Source organism: Hyphomicrobium sp. LHD-15, assembly GCF_031157355.1.
Taxonomy (GTDB): Bacteria; Pseudomonadota; Alphaproteobacteria; order Rhizobiales; family Hyphomicrobiaceae; genus Hyphomicrobium_C.
On record NZ_JAVIFT010000001.1, the window covers coordinates 80,894 to 96,333 of the forward strand.

General features: G+C 63.9%; 12 protein-coding genes. 5 read left to right on the forward strand and 7 right to left on the reverse strand.

Translation table 11 applies throughout. From position 1 onward, the window contains the following. Positions 1-135: 135 nt before the first annotated feature. Both RCO24_RS00370 and RCO24_RS00375 read right to left on the reverse strand, forming a co-directional pair. Entirely contained in the window at positions 136-297 is a 162-nt protein-coding gene (locus tag RCO24_RS00370; RefSeq protein WP_308959367.1) for a hypothetical protein, read from the reverse strand. Positions 298-480: 183 nt separating this feature from the next. Beyond that, a complete protein-coding gene (locus tag RCO24_RS00375) occupies positions 481-1,050 on the reverse strand; it encodes a hypothetical protein (RefSeq protein WP_308959368.1) in 570 nt (189 codons plus the stop codon). A 369-nt stretch (positions 1,051-1,419) separates the two neighbouring features. Here RCO24_RS00375 and RCO24_RS00380 point away from each other — a divergent pair, with 369 nt between their 5' ends. After that, a complete protein-coding gene (locus tag RCO24_RS00380) occupies positions 1,420-1,653 on the forward strand; it encodes a hypothetical protein (protein ID WP_308959369.1) in 234 nt (77 codons plus the stop codon). 58 nt (positions 1,654-1,711) lie between these two features. Here the strand turns inward: RCO24_RS00380 and alaS are convergent, their stop codons facing one another. After that, positions 1,712-4,408 carry an alanine--tRNA ligase gene (alaS, locus tag RCO24_RS00385; protein WP_308959370.1) on the reverse strand — a complete coding sequence of 899 codons (2,697 nt, stop codon included), beginning with the start codon at positions 4,406-4,408 and terminating at the stop codon, positions 1,712-1,714. Between the two features lie 217 nt (positions 4,409-4,625). Next, on the reverse strand, positions 4,626-5,786 hold the full coding sequence (recA, locus tag RCO24_RS00390) for a recombinase RecA (protein WP_308959371.1): 1,161 nt from the start codon (positions 5,784-5,786) through the stop codon (positions 4,626-4,628). 185 nt (positions 5,787-5,971) lie between these two features. Here recA and RCO24_RS00395 point away from each other — a divergent pair, with 185 nt between their 5' ends. Both RCO24_RS00395 and RCO24_RS00400 read left to right on the forward strand, forming a co-directional pair. Further along, complete coding sequence (locus RCO24_RS00395; protein WP_308959372.1) at positions 5,972-6,277, forward strand: flagellar basal body rod C-terminal domain-containing protein; 306 nt, start codon at positions 5,972-5,974, stop codon at positions 6,275-6,277. Between the two features lie 70 nt (positions 6,278-6,347). After that, positions 6,348-6,542 (forward strand): DUF6494 family protein, encoded by a 195-nt coding sequence (locus RCO24_RS00400; protein WP_308959373.1) that lies wholly within the window; start codon positions 6,348-6,350, stop codon positions 6,540-6,542. 42 nt (positions 6,543-6,584) lie between these two features. Here the strand turns inward: RCO24_RS00400 and RCO24_RS00405 are convergent, their stop codons facing one another. The 3 genes from RCO24_RS00405 to RCO24_RS00415 all read right to left on the reverse strand — a co-directional run bounded on the left by RCO24_RS00405 (position 6,585) and on the right by RCO24_RS00415 (position 12,140). Continuing rightward, positions 6,585-7,028: a cupin domain-containing protein gene (locus RCO24_RS00405; protein ID WP_308959374.1), complete on the reverse strand. Its 444-nt coding sequence runs from the start codon at positions 7,026-7,028 to the stop codon at positions 6,585-6,587. A gap of 85 nt (positions 7,029-7,113) precedes the next feature. After that, positions 7,114-9,231, reverse strand: coding sequence for an autotransporter domain-containing protein (locus RCO24_RS00410; RefSeq protein ID WP_308959375.1), 2,118 nt, complete (start codon positions 9,229-9,231; stop codon positions 7,114-7,116). Between the two features lie 329 nt (positions 9,232-9,560). Beyond that, positions 9,561-12,140 (reverse strand): response regulator, encoded by a 2,580-nt coding sequence (locus RCO24_RS00415; RefSeq protein WP_308959376.1) that lies wholly within the window; start codon positions 12,138-12,140, stop codon positions 9,561-9,563. Between the two features lie 202 nt (positions 12,141-12,342). Here RCO24_RS00415 and RCO24_RS00420 point away from each other — a divergent pair, with 202 nt between their 5' ends. Together RCO24_RS00420 and RCO24_RS00425 are read left to right on the forward strand one after the other, a co-directional pair. Continuing rightward, positions 12,343-12,702: a hypothetical protein gene (locus tag RCO24_RS00420; RefSeq protein ID WP_308959377.1), complete on the forward strand. Its 360-nt coding sequence runs from the start codon at positions 12,343-12,345 to the stop codon at positions 12,700-12,702. 63 nt (positions 12,703-12,765) lie between these two features. Beyond that, a complete protein-coding gene (locus RCO24_RS00425) occupies positions 12,766-15,414 on the forward strand; it encodes a DUF3772 domain-containing protein (RefSeq protein ID WP_308959378.1) in 2,649 nt (882 codons plus the stop codon). Positions 15,415-15,440 lie beyond the last annotated feature (26 nt).

Genomic DNA, 15,440 nt, shown 5'->3' on the forward strand with positions numbered 1-15,440 from the left:
GCGTTATCCAAGGATCTCGATGAAAGTATCCGGACCAACCGCATCCACGCCCTCGCGCCGCTCGTACAAGCGGGCAGCGGATCATGACCCGATAGCGCCGAATAACGGCGCTTCCGATCGGTCTCCGTCAGTGGACTAGTCCAGACGGGCGCCGGGGCGCGGCCCTGCCAGCGGCGCATGACGGCGCTGGTAACGGGCGCAGGCCCAGCTCTTGCCGAAGATCAGACGAAGAAGGCCGTTCCGGACGTAACCAGCAAGGCCTTCGAGGCGCGACGCTGCGCGCATGCTCGTTTGCATGTGTTCCTGGTCGTTGTTCGACTATCCCCCAACGAGCGGCATATTAAGCCGAGTCGTCCGCTCAACGGAGGGGGCGGGAAAAAGTTCCCACACTGATGGGGCGCTGACATAGGTGGCCGCCGGGTCCAGGTCAATGGACGACTTGCCGCTGGGGGATAGAACCTTAGTTGACCCCTCGTCGGGCTACGGGACGTAGGCCCCGAAGCTCGACCGCAGGTTGCGCGCATGCCCGAGGCCGGCGTTGGTGATCTCGTACATACCGGTGCTGTTGGCCGGCTGGCGGATCAGGTCGAGCTTTTTCAGGCGATGGAGCTGCGACACAACTGCCGATGGGGTGTCCTGGAACCCGCGCTGCGCCAAGGCGGCCATGAGTTGCTGGAGGGAGTAAGCCTTCGTCTCGCGCGAAAGCGCCTCCAGCAGCACCAGCTCGCGTACGCGGCTTCGCTGGTTGCGGCCGATCTCGTCCAGGGCCGAGCCATCGGCTTCCGGGTCCGCGGCCGTGATCTCGGGGGGCAGGCTATCGGGGTAGGCGGTGGGGAAAACCGGCGTGGGATAGGTGGCCGCGTCGGCGGTGGCGATCACCTGCTCGACCACATCGAGCCGGCGGCGGATCTCGTCCAAGAGGCGGCGACGCTCGGCCGTGGAGACCCCGCTGAGGGCCACCATCGGGTTGAAGACCTCGCGGGCGAACGTCGCAAAAATGTGCGCGACCTGATCGTGGGCAGGTCCGCCGCTGGTCCCGTCGGCAGCCATTGTTCGCTACCTCATACGAATGGAATTGAATGGCTTGGCATTCGCATGCGTCGGAAGCGAATGCGTACCGTTCTTTCTATTGCATTTGATCCGATCCGTCGCAAGTCAGATGCTGATGCATTCATTTCATTCGTTACATTTCACTCTAATTCGAATTCACACTCGATTGTTTTAACTTGCAATTCCTGGCTTTCCCAATCTCAACATTCGGTAGCATGCGCGCCATGCGAGTTGCAGAAGCCCTCGTTGATTTCAATTCTTCGCTGTTGGCTTCAACGCATTTCGTTTGCTCACCCTTTTCACCTTCTCGCTGGACCATCTTAAGGATGTTTTCAGCTTTCGCCCGGGTGCTACTCAGGAGGGCGGGTGATGGCGGCGTCTCAACAGGTTTCCGAATATCTCTACGATCTTATTCTCGATCCCACGCTGCTCGATCTGGTGCTGGCGATGCCGGATCTGACCTGGCGCGAGATCGCGACCACGGCCGCCACGCTGATGATCTGGGACGTGATCTCGAAACCGCTGGCGTCGCTGGCGTGGCGGCACGCGCGCCGGCCGCTTTCGTGGGGGCTGTTCAAGCTGGCGGTGGCGCTCAGGCCGTGAGGGTGCAGCAGGCAGGGTGCCCGCTGCCTTCAAGACCGCGCAAAAGAAATCGTGACCGTCAGGCGCCGGCGCCGAGGCGTGCTTCGATGGCCGCGAGCGCGTCCGGGGCCTTGGCGCCGTCGGGACCGCCGGCCTGGGCCATGTCGGGCCGTCCGCCGCCGCCCTTGCCGCCGAGCGCTTCCGCGCCAACCTTGACCAGCTCGACCGCACTCCAGGTCTTGATGAGGTCTTCGGTCACGCCGACCGCGAGCCCGGCCTTGCCGTCCTCGGTGACGCCGACAATCGCGACCACGCCGGAGCCGACCTGCTTCTTGCCGTCGTCAACAAGGCCGCGCAGGTCCTTCGGGTTCAAGCCCTGCACCGAGCGGGCCAGGAGTTTCACGTCTCCGATGGTGCGGACGGCGTCAGCCTGCGCCGCGGCGCCATTGGCGCCGCCGCCACCGCCGAGCGCGATCTGCTTCTTGGCGTCGGCCAGCTGGCGCTCGAGCGTCTTCCTCTCGTCGACCAGCGCCTTCAGGCGCTCGACCAGATCCTCGGGCCGGGTTTTCAGAACGGCGGCCGCTTCCTTGAGGCGGGCGTCGGCGTCCGCAAGGTAGGCGCGTGCGCCATCGCCGGTCAGCGCCTCGATGCGGCGGACGCCGGCCGAACTGGCGCTCTCAGCGAGCACCTTGACGAGGCCGATGTCGCCGGTGCGGCGTGCGTGGGTACCGCCGCACAGCTCCACAGACCAGGCCTTGTTGGAGCCTTCCCTTCCCTCACCCATGGAGACGACGCGAACTTCATCGCCGTACTTTTCGCCGAACAGCGCCATCGCGCCCGAGGCCTTGGCGTCTTCGAGCGCCATCAGCCGCGTCTCGACCGGGCTGTTCTCAAGTATGATCTCGTTGGCGAGCTTTTCGACGGCCGCGATCTCGTCGGCGCTCATCGGCTTCTGATGCACGAAGTCGAAGCGCAAGCGGTCGGGCGAAACGAGCGAGCCCTTCTGGGCCACGTGCAGTCCGAGGACCTGGCGCAGCGCCTCGTGCAGAAGATGGGTGGCCGAATGGTTGGCGCGCGTTGCCGTGCGGCGCGCATGATCGACTTCAAGCTCGACCGCTTCGCCGACCTTGAAGCTGCCCTTCTCGACCTTGCCGAAATGAACGAACAGGTCGCCGAGCTTCTTCTGGGTTTCGGTGACGCGGAACAGCGCACCCTTCGCGCCTTTGATGAGACCCTGATCGCCGACCTGGCCGCCGCTCTCGCCGTAGAACGGCGTCTGATTAAGGATGAGTGCAGCCTCGTCGCCGGCCTTGAGGGTTTTGGCGGGCTTGCCGCCCACGACCAGCGCGCGGATCTCGCCTTCAGCCTTCTCAGTATCGTAGCCCAGGAACTCGCTGGCGCCGGTCTCTTCCTTGATCTCGAACCAGATCTCTTCGGTGGCGGCTTCGCCCGAGCCCTTCCAGGCGCGGCGCGCTTCGTCCTTCTGCTTCGCCATGGCGGCGTCGAAGGCCTTGGTGTCGACGGCGATGCCGCGCGCGCGCAGCGCATCTTCCGTGAGGTCGAGCGGGAAACCGAAAGTGTCGTAGAGCTTGAAGGCGACGTCGCCCGGGAAAGTCGCGCCCTGCTTGAGCCCGCTCGAGGCTTCGCCGAGCAGCTTCAGGCCGTTGCCGAGCGTTTTCTTGAACCTGGTTTCCTCGAGCTTCAGCGTTTCGGTGATCAGGGCTTCGGCGCGTCCGAGTTCCGGATAGGCCGCGCCCATCTCGCGCACGAGCGACGGCACGAGGCGGTACATCAGCGGATCGGAGCAACCGAGCTGATGGGCGTAGCGCATGGCACGGCGCATGATGCGGCGGAGCACGTAGCCGCGGCCCTCGTTCGACGGCAGCACGCCATCGGCGATCAGAAAGCTCGTGGCACGGAGGTGATCGGCGATGACGCGCCGGGCGGGCTTCACGTCGACGCCTTCGGGATTGTCGGAGGCGCCGAGCTTGCGGCTTTCATCGCGGATGGCGGCGATGAGATTCTTGAAAAGATCGATCTCGTAGTTGTCGTGCGTGCCCTGGAGCACGGCCGCGATGCGCTCGAGGCCCATGCCGGTGTCCACGGAGGCCTTCGGCAGGTTGATGCGCTCGCCCGAGGGGAGCTGCTCGAACTGCATGAAAACGAGATTCCAGATCTCGATAAAGCGGTCGCCGTCGGCGTCGGGCGAACCTGGAGGGCCGCCGGGGATCTTGGGGCCGTGATCGTAGAAGATCTCGGTGCAGGGACCGCACGGGCCGGTGTCGCCCATCTGCCAGAAGTTGTCCTTGGTGGCGATCCGGATGATGCGGTCGTCGCCAAAGCCGGTCAGCTTTTTCCAGATGTCATAAGCCTCGTCGTCCTCGTGATAGACGGTGACGGAGAGGCGCTTGGCGTCGAGGCCGAATTCCTTGGTGATAACGCGCCAAGCGAACTCGATCGCGTTCTCCTTGAAGTAATCACCGAAGGAGAAGTTGCCGAGCATCTCGAAGAAGGTGTGGTGACGGGCGGTGTAGCCGACGTTGTCGAGGTCATTGTGTTTGCCGCCGGCGCGGACGCACTTCTGCGAAGAAGCCGCGCGCGAATAGGGGCGCGTCTCCTGGCCGGTGAACACGTTCTTGAACTGCACCATGCCGGCGTTGGTGAACATCAGCGAGGGGTCGTTGCGCGGCACGAGCGGCGAAGACGGCACCACCTCGTGGCCCTCCGCCTTGAAGTACTCGAGGAACGCCCGTCTGATTTCGTTGACGCCAGTCATCTGATGCTCTCGTTGGCGGCCGGCCGGACCGAGGGGCGTTTGCCCGCTCAGCTCGGGTTTCTCAGGGATTTTGGCCGATTGTGCTTCGAATTTGCTAGAGGCCGCTTTTAGCGGCCCTCCTGCCGGGTGTCCAGAAACGCAACAGGCGCAGCCCCCGGATATTTCCGAGCGCTGCGCCCCGTAAAATTTGCCTGTTCAGTGGCCTCGGCAGCCGCAGCTAGCGCTTGGCAGCGCGGCCGGCGCCCTTTTTTACCGAGGCTTCCGTGGCTTCCGGCAGCACGCCATCCTCGTCGGGCAACTCGCTGTCTTCGGCGGCGTCCGATTCCGGCTCGACCAGCATCTTGTCGACGATGAGGCCGGCGCTGGCGCGAATGGCCCGCTCGATCTCATTGGCGATCTTCGGATTCTGCTTCAGAAACAACTTCGCGTTCTCACGGCCCTGGCCGATCCGCTCGCCCTGATAAGAGATCCAGGCGCCCGATTTCTCGATGATATTGGCCTTGACGCCGAGGTCGATCAGCTCGCCGGTTTTGGAGATGCCCTCGCCGTACATGATGTCGAACTCGACCTGCTTGAACGGGGGAGCCACCTTGTTCTTGACGACCTTGACGCGGGTCTGGTTGCCGACCGTCTCCTCGCGCTCCTTGATCTGGCCGATGCGGCGGATATCGAGGCGGACGGACGAATAGAACTTGAGCGCGTTGCCACCGGTCGTCGTTTCGGGATTGCCGAACATGACGCCGATCTTCATGCGGATCTGGTTGATGAAGATCACCATGCACTTCGACCGCGAGATCGAGGCGGTGAGCTTGCGCAGCGCCTGGCTCATGAGGCGCGCCTGGGCACCCATAGTGACTTCGCCCATCTCGCCTTCGAGCTCGGCCTTGGGTGTCAGCGCCGCCACGCTATCGACGACGACGACATCGATTGCACCCGAACTGACGAGCGTATTCGTAATCTCGAGCGCCTGCTCACCGGCATCCGGCTGCGAGACGAGCAGATCCTCGATCTTCACGCCGAGCTTCTTGGCATAGGTGGGATCGAGCGCGTGCTCGGCATCGACGAAGGCGCAGATGCCACCCTTCTTCTGGGCTTCGGCAATCACCTGCAGCGTCAGTGTCGTCTTGCCGGAACTCTCCGGTCCGTAGATCTCGACCACGCGGCCCTTAGGCAGGCCGCCAATGCCGAGGGCGATATCGAGCCCCAGCGAGCCCGTCGACACGGCCTCGATGTCCATCGAGCGCTCGTTGGCGCCGAGGCGCATGATCGACCCTTTTCCGAAGTTCTTGTCGATCAGCTCCAACGCGTGCGCGAGTGCCTGCGCCTTGTTCTTGTCCATCTTGCCCCCTTCGACGACGTGCAGCTCCGGCTTGCTCATGTGGCACCTTATGACATGTTAACAGAATTGGTTACAGGGTACGGGCGACTCGACACGTGAATAAGTTGTACTTGTTTTGTTCTCACCTGTAAAGCCGATGTTCCGAATGCGTCCGATGCTTTTAACGGGCTTTTAGGCCGGGTCGGCCAAGCTAAGGGGGTTCGCGTCGCCATGAGCCCCGCCCCATGCTCCCTGCCCTCACCACCGCATCGAATGCGCTCCAGGTCCAAAGCCAGCGGGCCGCCGAGATCGCGTCGGCTATCGCGACCATGGGGGCAACGCCGACCGCTTCGGCTCCCAAGAACGTGGGCGGAGCTGCGTCGACCTCTCCGGTTCGGATCGGGGCGCTGCCGATCGACGATCCGACGGAAGCCTTCGTTTCGCTCAAAGAAGTGGAGCTTGCCTACAAGCTCAACGCGGCGGTGATCAAAACCGCCGACGAAATGCTGGGTACCCTGCTCGACATGCTCGACCCGGCCGACGAGCGATAAATCCAACGCTGCGTCTTTCCGAAACCCGATTGCGCCTTACGTGGTTCAGATGAAGAACCCGGAGGATGCCATGCACAACGACACCTTCAATCTCTCGCTCCGCCGCTTTCTGAAGGAAGTCGGCATCTCCTCGCAGCAGGAGATCGAGCGGATCGTGCGCGAACGTGGGCTTGCCGGCGAAGGCACGCTTAACGTGAAAATGGTGCTGACCGCGGAGGGCACGGATCTTCGCCACGAGGTGGACGGGCGCATCGATCTCGGGTGAACGCGCCAAGCCGGAGAGATGCGTACCTGCGTCACGCGCCGCTTACGCGGCTCCGGCTTTCATGCGTGCAAGAGCCTCTTCGGCGAGTGCTTCAAGCTCGGGCAGAAGCACGACGCTTTCCTGCTCGTTGGGATCTGTGCGCGCGATCACGGCCGACGCCGGCTTGTCCGACAGGTTGATCGGCAGATGCGGAACGCCGGCCGGGATGTAGACGAGATCACCCGCCCTGTTGATCATCTGGTGCTGGAGGCGATCCCCATAGAGGGTCAGCGTCTCGCCAGCGAGGATGTAGATCGCGGTCTCGTGGTTCTCGTGCAGATGAGCTTTGGCGCGCGCACCCGGCGGGATGGTCAGCAAGTGCATGCAGATGCCTTTGGAGCCGACCGTCTCGGCGGCGACACCGCAGAAGTAGGTCAGGCCCTGCTTGCCGTCGTAGGTGGTCTCGGGACGAACCACGCGACAGGTGGGTTTAAACGGATCGCTCATTTCGAAAAACTCCCGATCGACGTCTTTGCCCAACTTTATCGCGGTTTGGCCTCGAACACGAGGTGGGACGCTCTTGCCTCGCCACTCAGAACGGGATTGCAGCCTTAGCGCCGAGCGACAGCATGGTCGAGTTGTCGGAGTAGCGGCCGTCGTAGGTGAGCTTCAAGTCGACGCCGTCGGCGGTCAGGACGTCGAGCCCGACCGTCACGTCCACATAGTGGTCGTCGAACTCCTGGGTCGCGGTAAAGAACTGTCCGGGAGCGGCCACGAAACTCGCCGTCACGTCGAAGGTTGCGTCATCGAAGAAAGTGCCGCCGGCTCGCACATACGGCCTGTAGATGATGCCGTCGTGACGGATCTCGGTGCCGATCTCGATGGCCGGGCTGGCGGCCAACACCCAAGTCCCATCCCCTTCCACGGCGAGATTCGCGCCGATTGCGCCGCTCTCCGTGAAGTCCTTGGTGGCGATGTGCGTCGCGCTGAGATCTACCATCGGCTTGACGTACCAGCGGTTCGGCAGGTCGAAAAGATGGCTCAGCCGCAGGTTGGCGCCGGAGAGCCACATCTCGCGGTCGCTCTTGGCGGTACCGATGAGACCGAACATCTTTCGCTCGGTGTCGGCCCAGGCGTAGCCCGCGAACGCGGTCGCAGCCACGCTCAGATTCTCCCAGCGGTTCTTGAGGACCATCGCGCCGCTGAAGGTATCGCGATCGGAGCTGACACCTGTCGATGTGTTAAGGCTCGCGGTCTCATAGGAACCGGCAAACCCCAGGCGCCATTCGTCCCGCAGCGCGACCTGGACGCCGCCCGAAAAGCTGTAACCCTGATCCTGTCCGCCGATGTTGGTTGCGGTGCGCTCCCAATCGGTCTGGCGTCCGGCGAACTTGGCCCAGTAGCACTCGCCTTCGAGGATCAAGCCGGGGCTGCCTTCGAGCTTGGGGCAACTGTTCACGGCTTGTGTAAAGCCGTTTGTCGACTGCCAAAGGCTGTTGTAGTCAGCCACGAAAGTCGCGGGCGACAGCACGTTGCCAACGAGTGTCTGCGCCGTTGCTGCGCTGACGTCCAGAAGCGAGTCATTGAGGAAGCGGATGGCCGCGCTGCCCGATTCCGAATGCTGCAATATGCCCGCGACCTCGGCCTGATGGTCGGTAAGCGTGACCGAGCTCAAGTAGTTCATCAGTGCGAGGCGGTTCCAGCTCAGCACAAGCTGGTCGCCGGTCGTGGGGAGCGTGGTCAGCGAGGTGATGTTGTATCCGCCGTGCCCGTCGGGCTCATACAGGCGTGTCGACCAGTTCACGCCGTCGCCGATCATCGAGGTCGTGGCGACGACGTAGTTTCCGCAGCAATTGGCGAGGTCGTAGCGATAGTAGGTCGTGCCGCCGGAGGAACCGGGAACGACGCTCAGCGCATATTGCCAGCCGTTCTGGGTCAGCGACGTGATGCCATTGGTCAACGATCCGCCCGAAGTCATGATCACGGCGGAGCCGGAGTTGCCGATCGCGCGGGTGCGGTTCACGATCACGGAACCTGCGATCTCCGCCGTGCCGGACACCGCGATCTGATCGGCGTTCGACGATCCCTGAAGCGTCAGGAGATAGGCCGCGCTCGCGTACTGATTGAAATCGCCGGTGAAGGTCGTGGTCTGGACGTTGCTCCATCCTCCCGGCGAGATCAGGCCGTAGTTCTCGAGCGAATTGCCGGCGCCGACCGAGAAGGTGGCGCCCGACTCGACCAAGCCGCCCCAGAAGTTCACGAAGCTGTTGGTGCCGGTGCCGAGGTTGATGTTGCCTTTGATCGTTCCGGAGTTGATCACCACGTCGTTGCCGGCCGCGGTCTGAATTCCGCCATTCAACGAAGCACCTGCAAAGTTCAGAATCTGAATGTCGCCGTCGTAGCTCGATACGCGGCCGCCGACCTTGCCGTAGTTGCTGAAGACGAGATCGCCGGTTTCAAGTTTCACCTCGCCACCAACTGTTCCGCGATTGATGAAGCTGTATCCATCCAACAAGGTGCCGGCGTTGTTGGCGCTGAACGTGAAGCTGCCGTTGATCTTGCCGGTGTTGGTGACGGCGTAAGGCCCACCCGTGTAATTGAAGGCCGAGAGCTCGTTGAGTGTGCCTGCGTTGGTGAAAGTCGCGTGGACCTGTCCGACGTTCGCGGTGCCGGTGAAGGTGTCAGGGCTGTAACAGACGATGCCGCCCATATACGGTTCGCAGCCCGCGGCGTCAGCGTTCGATACCGGAGGCGCGAACACCGACAGCGCTGCGAGAATGGCAACTGCACGTAAATGAGGGCGCAACAAACAGCGCGCGCAGAAACCAGCCCAGCAGGGCGGCTGCTTCGTAATGCGGATCATTCAAGCTCTCAGGTTTGGCGACGAGGCTTCAGGTCACGCACACAGAATCGGCTTCTGCTCTCGACGGTAACAAACCTTACTGATCTGTGTATAAAAATATCCGTAGCAAGAAACAACTATGCCAAGTCTGTAGACGGATTGATCGCCTTAACGCAGTCAGCGCCAGGAGACAGAGATCAGCGCGCGAGCTGCTCTTTCACCTTGGCGGCAAGCTGGGGAAGCGAGAACGGCTTCGGCAGGAAGGCGAACTGCTCGTTCTTGTCGAGACTGGTCTCGAACGCCTCGTGCGGGTAGCCCGAGACGAAGATGATCTTCAGATCCGGGTTCTTCTTGCGCAGCTCCTTCAGGAGCGTTGGCCCATCCATCTCCGGCATCACGACGTCGGAGACGACGATATCGACCTTGTCGCCATGCTGCGCCATCACCTCCAGCGCCTCGACGCCGGTAGACGCTTCCAAAACCTCATAGCCCTGCCGCTTCAAGGCGCGGACCGCGAACGAGCGAACGATGTCCTCGTCCTCGACCAGCAGCACGCGGCCGGTACCGGTGAGATCCTGCGGACGCTCCTTTTTGGCGGTCTTCTGCGCGACCAACTCGTCCTCGTGGCGGGGTAGATAGCGCGGAAGATAGACGCGGAATGTGGTGCCGTGCCCCAGCGTGCTTTCGGGATAGATAAAGCCGCCCGACTGCTTGACGATGCCGTAGACGGTCGCCAGGCCGAGGCCGGTGCCCTTGCCGACGCCCTTGGTGGTGAAGAACGGCTCGAAGATCTTGTCCATCACCTCGCGCGGCATGCCGGAGCCGGTGTCGCTCACCTCGATCAGCACGTACTCGCCGACGACCATGCCGTGATGCTGCAGGCGCTGGCTTTCGCGCTCGGTGACGTTGCGGGTGCTGACGGTCAGGGTTCCGCCATCCGGCATGGCGTCGCGGGCATTGACGGCGAGATTGACGATCACGCGCGCAATTTCCGTCTTGTCCACCTTGACGTGCCACAGGTCGCGCGTGGTCTGCGTTTTGATCTCGATCTTCTCGCCCAACGAGGTCTTGAGCATGTTCGAGTTCTCGGCGAGCACGTCGCTCAGGACGACCGCCTCGGCCTGCAGCGTCTGTCGGCGTGAGAAAGCCAGCAGGTTGGCGACGAGCCCCGCCGCGCGCGTCGCGCTCGAGCGGATGTTCATGATGTCCTTGTGCGCCGGATCCGTCGGCCGATGCGTCTGCAGCAAGAGATCCGAGAAGCCGATGATCGCCGTCAGCACGTTGTTGAAGTCGTGCGCGATGCCGCCCGCGAGCTTGCCGACTGCCTCCATCTTGGAACTTTGCGCAAACTTGACTTCGAGCGCCTTCTGCTCGGTCGCGTCGATCAGATAGACGATTGCGGCTTCACGCGCGTCCTTGGCCTGGGTCAGCGGCGCGAGATAAAGGCGCAGCGAGAACTCGTTCTTCGCGCCGACTGTGATGTCGATCGGCGTCGTCATGACGGTTCCGGCGAGGGCCTGCTTGATCGCCGTCTTGACGGTGGCGAGCGTATCGGCATCGGCGGATCGGCAGAGGACCGGGGCGGCGGGCGACCCGATCGCGGCCGAGCCGTCGGGGATCATCCGCGCGAACGCGGCATTGGTGCTCATGAGCCGTCCGTCGGCGCCGATGGTGGCAATGCCGAACGGGGCCGACTGGAAGAAGCGGGCGAAACGAATCTCGGCGGCGCCGGGCTCACCATCGGCGGCGCTGGCCTCGCGGCGGAACGCGGCCACGAGGAGACCGCCTTGCGGATCGCGGCGCGCGAAGAAGCGCATCGGAACGCGGGCGCCCTTGTCGATCGCGACATCCAGATCGACGCCCTGGCCGTGGGTGTAAAAGGCCGCCGCGGCATTGGCGATCAGCTCGGCGCCTTCGGGCGAGACGATATCGGGCAAGCGCAGGCCGCGATCGGACAGGCTCTGCGGCTCGAGGCCGAGCCAGCGCAGGAACGTCGCGTTGAGGCGCATGACGGAGCCGCGGCTATCGACCTCCATCAAACCGGCCGGCAGGCTGTCCATGCGCTCGAGCACGGCTTCCAGTGTCTCGACGGCGCTCGCCTGACGGGCGCGCTCGGCCGTGACGTCCGAGATGGTCCATAGAATCATCGGGCCAAGATCGCGCTCCTGGCCGGGCACGGTGCAGGGGCGATTGGCAACGCGGACGAGGCGCGTCGGCTGTCCGGCGGCGGCCAGCTCGATGTCCTCGCGCCACGGCTCGCGGCGGGAAGCGGCACGTTCGAGGCGGAAGTACGCGGCGGCGGCTTTCGAATCGCCGGCAAACAGACCTTCAAGGGCGTTGACCTCGCCCGCGGCCGTCGTGCCGACCAGACGGGCCATGGCTTTGTTGGCGTAGAGCGGGCGGCCGTCACGGCGGGTGACGAGCACACCGTCGTCGAGGTTGTTGGCAAAGGCGCGGATAAGATCGTCGTCGCGGACACGCTCGCCCACTCGGATGTGACCGGCCGCGTATCCGAACAGCGCGAACAGTCCGACCATGGCGAGCACGGACATCAGCGTCAGCAGCAACGGCTCACCGGCCGGAGAGGCGACGAGCGCAAGCACCAGGGCACCTGCGGCTATGGCCGCGGCAATAACGGGAATAAAGCCGGCTTCATGGACGCCCCCGTTCAACGTCTGGGCACGTGCCATTCCGGACTGGGGCTGGCGGACATCGCTATCGCTCATGAAGGCGAAAGCTATCTGATTCTCGGCAGCAGCCGTCTTCGATGCCTGCATGGGGACTTCGATACTCATACGCTTACGCTACGCCCGTGTCGTGACTTGGTGCCGCGCCGCCGCCTGAAACATCCGTTTCGGAGCGTGCCTCGCCCATCCACAGTTCGATCAATAGGGTTAAAATGGCATGAATTCCGCGCTATACGAGCAACGGTCAGCGGCTGCGAGAGGAGACCGCGAGGGAACTCGCGACGACAAGCTCATGTGGGACATAGTTTATTATCTCGCGATCGTTTTGTTTCTTGCGGTCGCGATGATCGGCGGTGCGTTCGCGGTTCGCGCTTATCTCGGCGGCACAGGACCGATGCAGGCGATGAGCGGGCTGTTCGGACCGAAGCCGGAGAAGCGCATCTACGTCACCGAACAGTACAACATCGACGGGAAACGCCGGCTGGTTCTGATCCGTCGCGACGACGTCGAACACCTGATCATGACCGGCGGTCCGGTCGATGTGGTGATCGAGACCGGAATTCGTGCGCCGCACTATGCACCTGTCGATCAATCGGCCGATCATGGCGCCGCCGCCTCTCCCACGTCCTCGCACGGATCGCTGCGGGTTTAGGTCCGTTCGGCGGGCTCGCCTTCTCCCAGGCCAGCTCTCGCACTTCACCCGCGAGGACGCGCGATGGCTTCACTACGGTTTTCGGTTCGGACCAGGGCGCTGCTTTCGGCGCTGCTGGTCGTCGTCGCCCCCGCGCTGTGCCTGTCTAATGCGCTCGCCCAGACACCTCAGGCTGCTCCTCAGGGAAAGCCTGCTCCAGCGGCGGCGGCGCCGGCGCAGCCACCTGCGGCGCCCGCGACCGAAGCAACCCCTGCGCCTGCCCCGCCCGTCCCGGTGCTCTCGGCCGACGATCAAGCCTCGATCGAGGACATTCGCGTTCGCGCCGCCAAGGTCAAATCGACCCAGGACGTGCTCGAGAAATCGGTCGAGCGCGGCCTCGACAACGACGAGGAGCTGCGCCAGCTCCGGGTTGACCTGCTGGCGCTTATCGACAGCGCGCAGGCGATGTTCGATGCCTTGAAGCCGAAGGCTGAATCCCTCCGTCAGCTCGTCGAGAAGCTCGGCGCCGCGCCGGAGAAGGATGCGGCGCCGGAATCCGAGCAGGTCGCCGCCGAACGCGCCCGCCTCAATGCGCTGGTGGCGGAAGTCAACGGCGCGCTCAAAGCCGGGGAACTCGCGCAGGTGCGCGCGCGCCAGCTGCTGGCAACGGTGCAGACGGCGCGGCAGAGCCTGTTCGCCAAGCAGGTTTTGAAGCGCAATCCCTCGCCGGTGTTTCCCGGCACGTGGACGCAACTTATCGACGACATTCCAAGCGCGAGCCGGCAGCTTTCCTACTCGCTCTCCGGCTGGACGGGCACGGCGAAGCAAAAGTGGATGGAGCTCGCGAGTCTCGCGGTCGGCCTCCTGGTGCTGTTCGTTGCGCTGACTGCGATCGTACGTTGGTTCCTCGCCTATCGGCTCGATCATCCGCGGGAAAAGCCACCCGGCTTCTTCGAGCAAGCCGCCGCGATCGGCTGGGTCGCGCCGATCCTGGCGCTGCCGCCGCTGGCGACGCTCGGCGTCGCCGCCGTGGGGCTCGAAAGCCTCGGCCTGCTCGTTCTCGATGTCGGCCAGATCGCCAAGGTCGCGTTTCCGGCGCTCGTGCTATTCATTGCGGTCGCGGCGCTGACGCGCGCCATTCTCTCGCCCGGCCGTGCCGCCTGGCGGGCAGTCGATCTCTCGACGCGCGCCGCCCGCAAAATCACTCGCATCATCACGCGCATCGCGGCGGTGTTTTCGTTCGATGTGATCGCGCAAGAGGCGCTGCAGCGCCTCTACCTGCCGCTTTCGATCAGCATCATGGAATCGGCGCTCGCGAGCGTCGCGATCGGGCTTTTGATGCTGCAGCTCGTTCGCACGCCGTTCGAGCGGCGCTCCGACTCCGGCGCCGCCAGCCGGGCGGGTGCAGGCGGAAATGCGGTGGCGGAAGGAGCGCCGCCGGAGGCGCTGCCGGCAGCCGTACCGGATTCCCGCCTTCGGCCTTTCCTGATCAAACTGCCGCTGCTCATCGCTGCGCTCGCCATTCTGACGTTGTCGCTCCTGGGCTACATCTCGCTCGGGCGCTTCATCACGACCCAGGTGGTCGTCACCGGAAGCGTGATCGCGGTGCTGCTGGTGTTCCATCTCGCGATCCGCGCCGTTCTCGGGGAGCCCGGGACCGGCATCAAGCCATTCTCGACCGTGCTCCAGGAGCGGGTCGGGCTCGATGCCGACCAGAGCGAAGCGCTGTCGCGAACGCTGTCGTTCCTGCTGAATGCCGGCCTCGTGCTGGTTGCGTTGCCGCTGATCCTGGTCACCTGGGGCTATTCGCTCTCCGAGGCGATGGCCTGGCTCAAGGCGGCGGTGTTCGGCTTCGAAATCGGCGACTTCCGGATTTCGCTCGCACGCATCCTGATCGCGATCGGGCTGTTCCTGGCGCTCGTGTTCGTGACGCGGCTCGCCCAGCGCTGGCTCGACACCGGCGTGCTCAGATCGCGCCGGCTCGATCCCGGCATCGCCAATTCGATCCGCACGGCCGTCGGCTATACGGGCTTCATCGTCGCGACGCTTGCGGCGGTCTCGTACGGCGGGCTCGACATCACCAACATTGCCATCGTGGCCGGCGCGCTTTCGGTCGGCATCGGCTTCGGCTTGCAGTCGATCATCAACAACTTCGTGTCGGGCCTGATCCTGCTGGTCGAGCGGCCGATCAAGGTCGGCGACCGGGTGTCGGTCAAAGGACAGGAAGGCTTCGTACGGCGGATCTCGGTGCGCTCGACGGAGATCGAAACCGCCGACAGGGCGAGCCTCATCGTTCCCAACTCGGAGTTCATCACCTCCACGGTGACCAACTGGACGCACCGCAATGCGTTGGGAACAGCGACCGTGAAGGTTTCCGTCAGCTACAAATCCGATCCCGAGCGGGTGCGGGAGATCCTGCAGAAGGTGGGAGCCGAGTGCCCGACGGTTCTGCAGCATCCCGCGCCGAGCGTCGGCTTCGACGGCTTCGGCGCGAACGGCCTCGATTTTTCTCTCAGCACCGTCATCCCCGACGTCACCAAGGCGGCCACGGTGCAAACCGAATTGCGCTTCCGCGTCCTCAAGGCGTTCCGCGAGGCGGGGATCGAGATGCCGTATGCGCAGCATGACGTGCATCTGCGCGATCTCGACCTCGTGCGGACGGTGCTGACGCGGCTTGGCGAGGAACGCGCGCGACAGGCCGGCGTCACGTTTCCGGATCCTCCCAAAACATAAGAGCGGCCAAAAAATAAGAGCGGGCA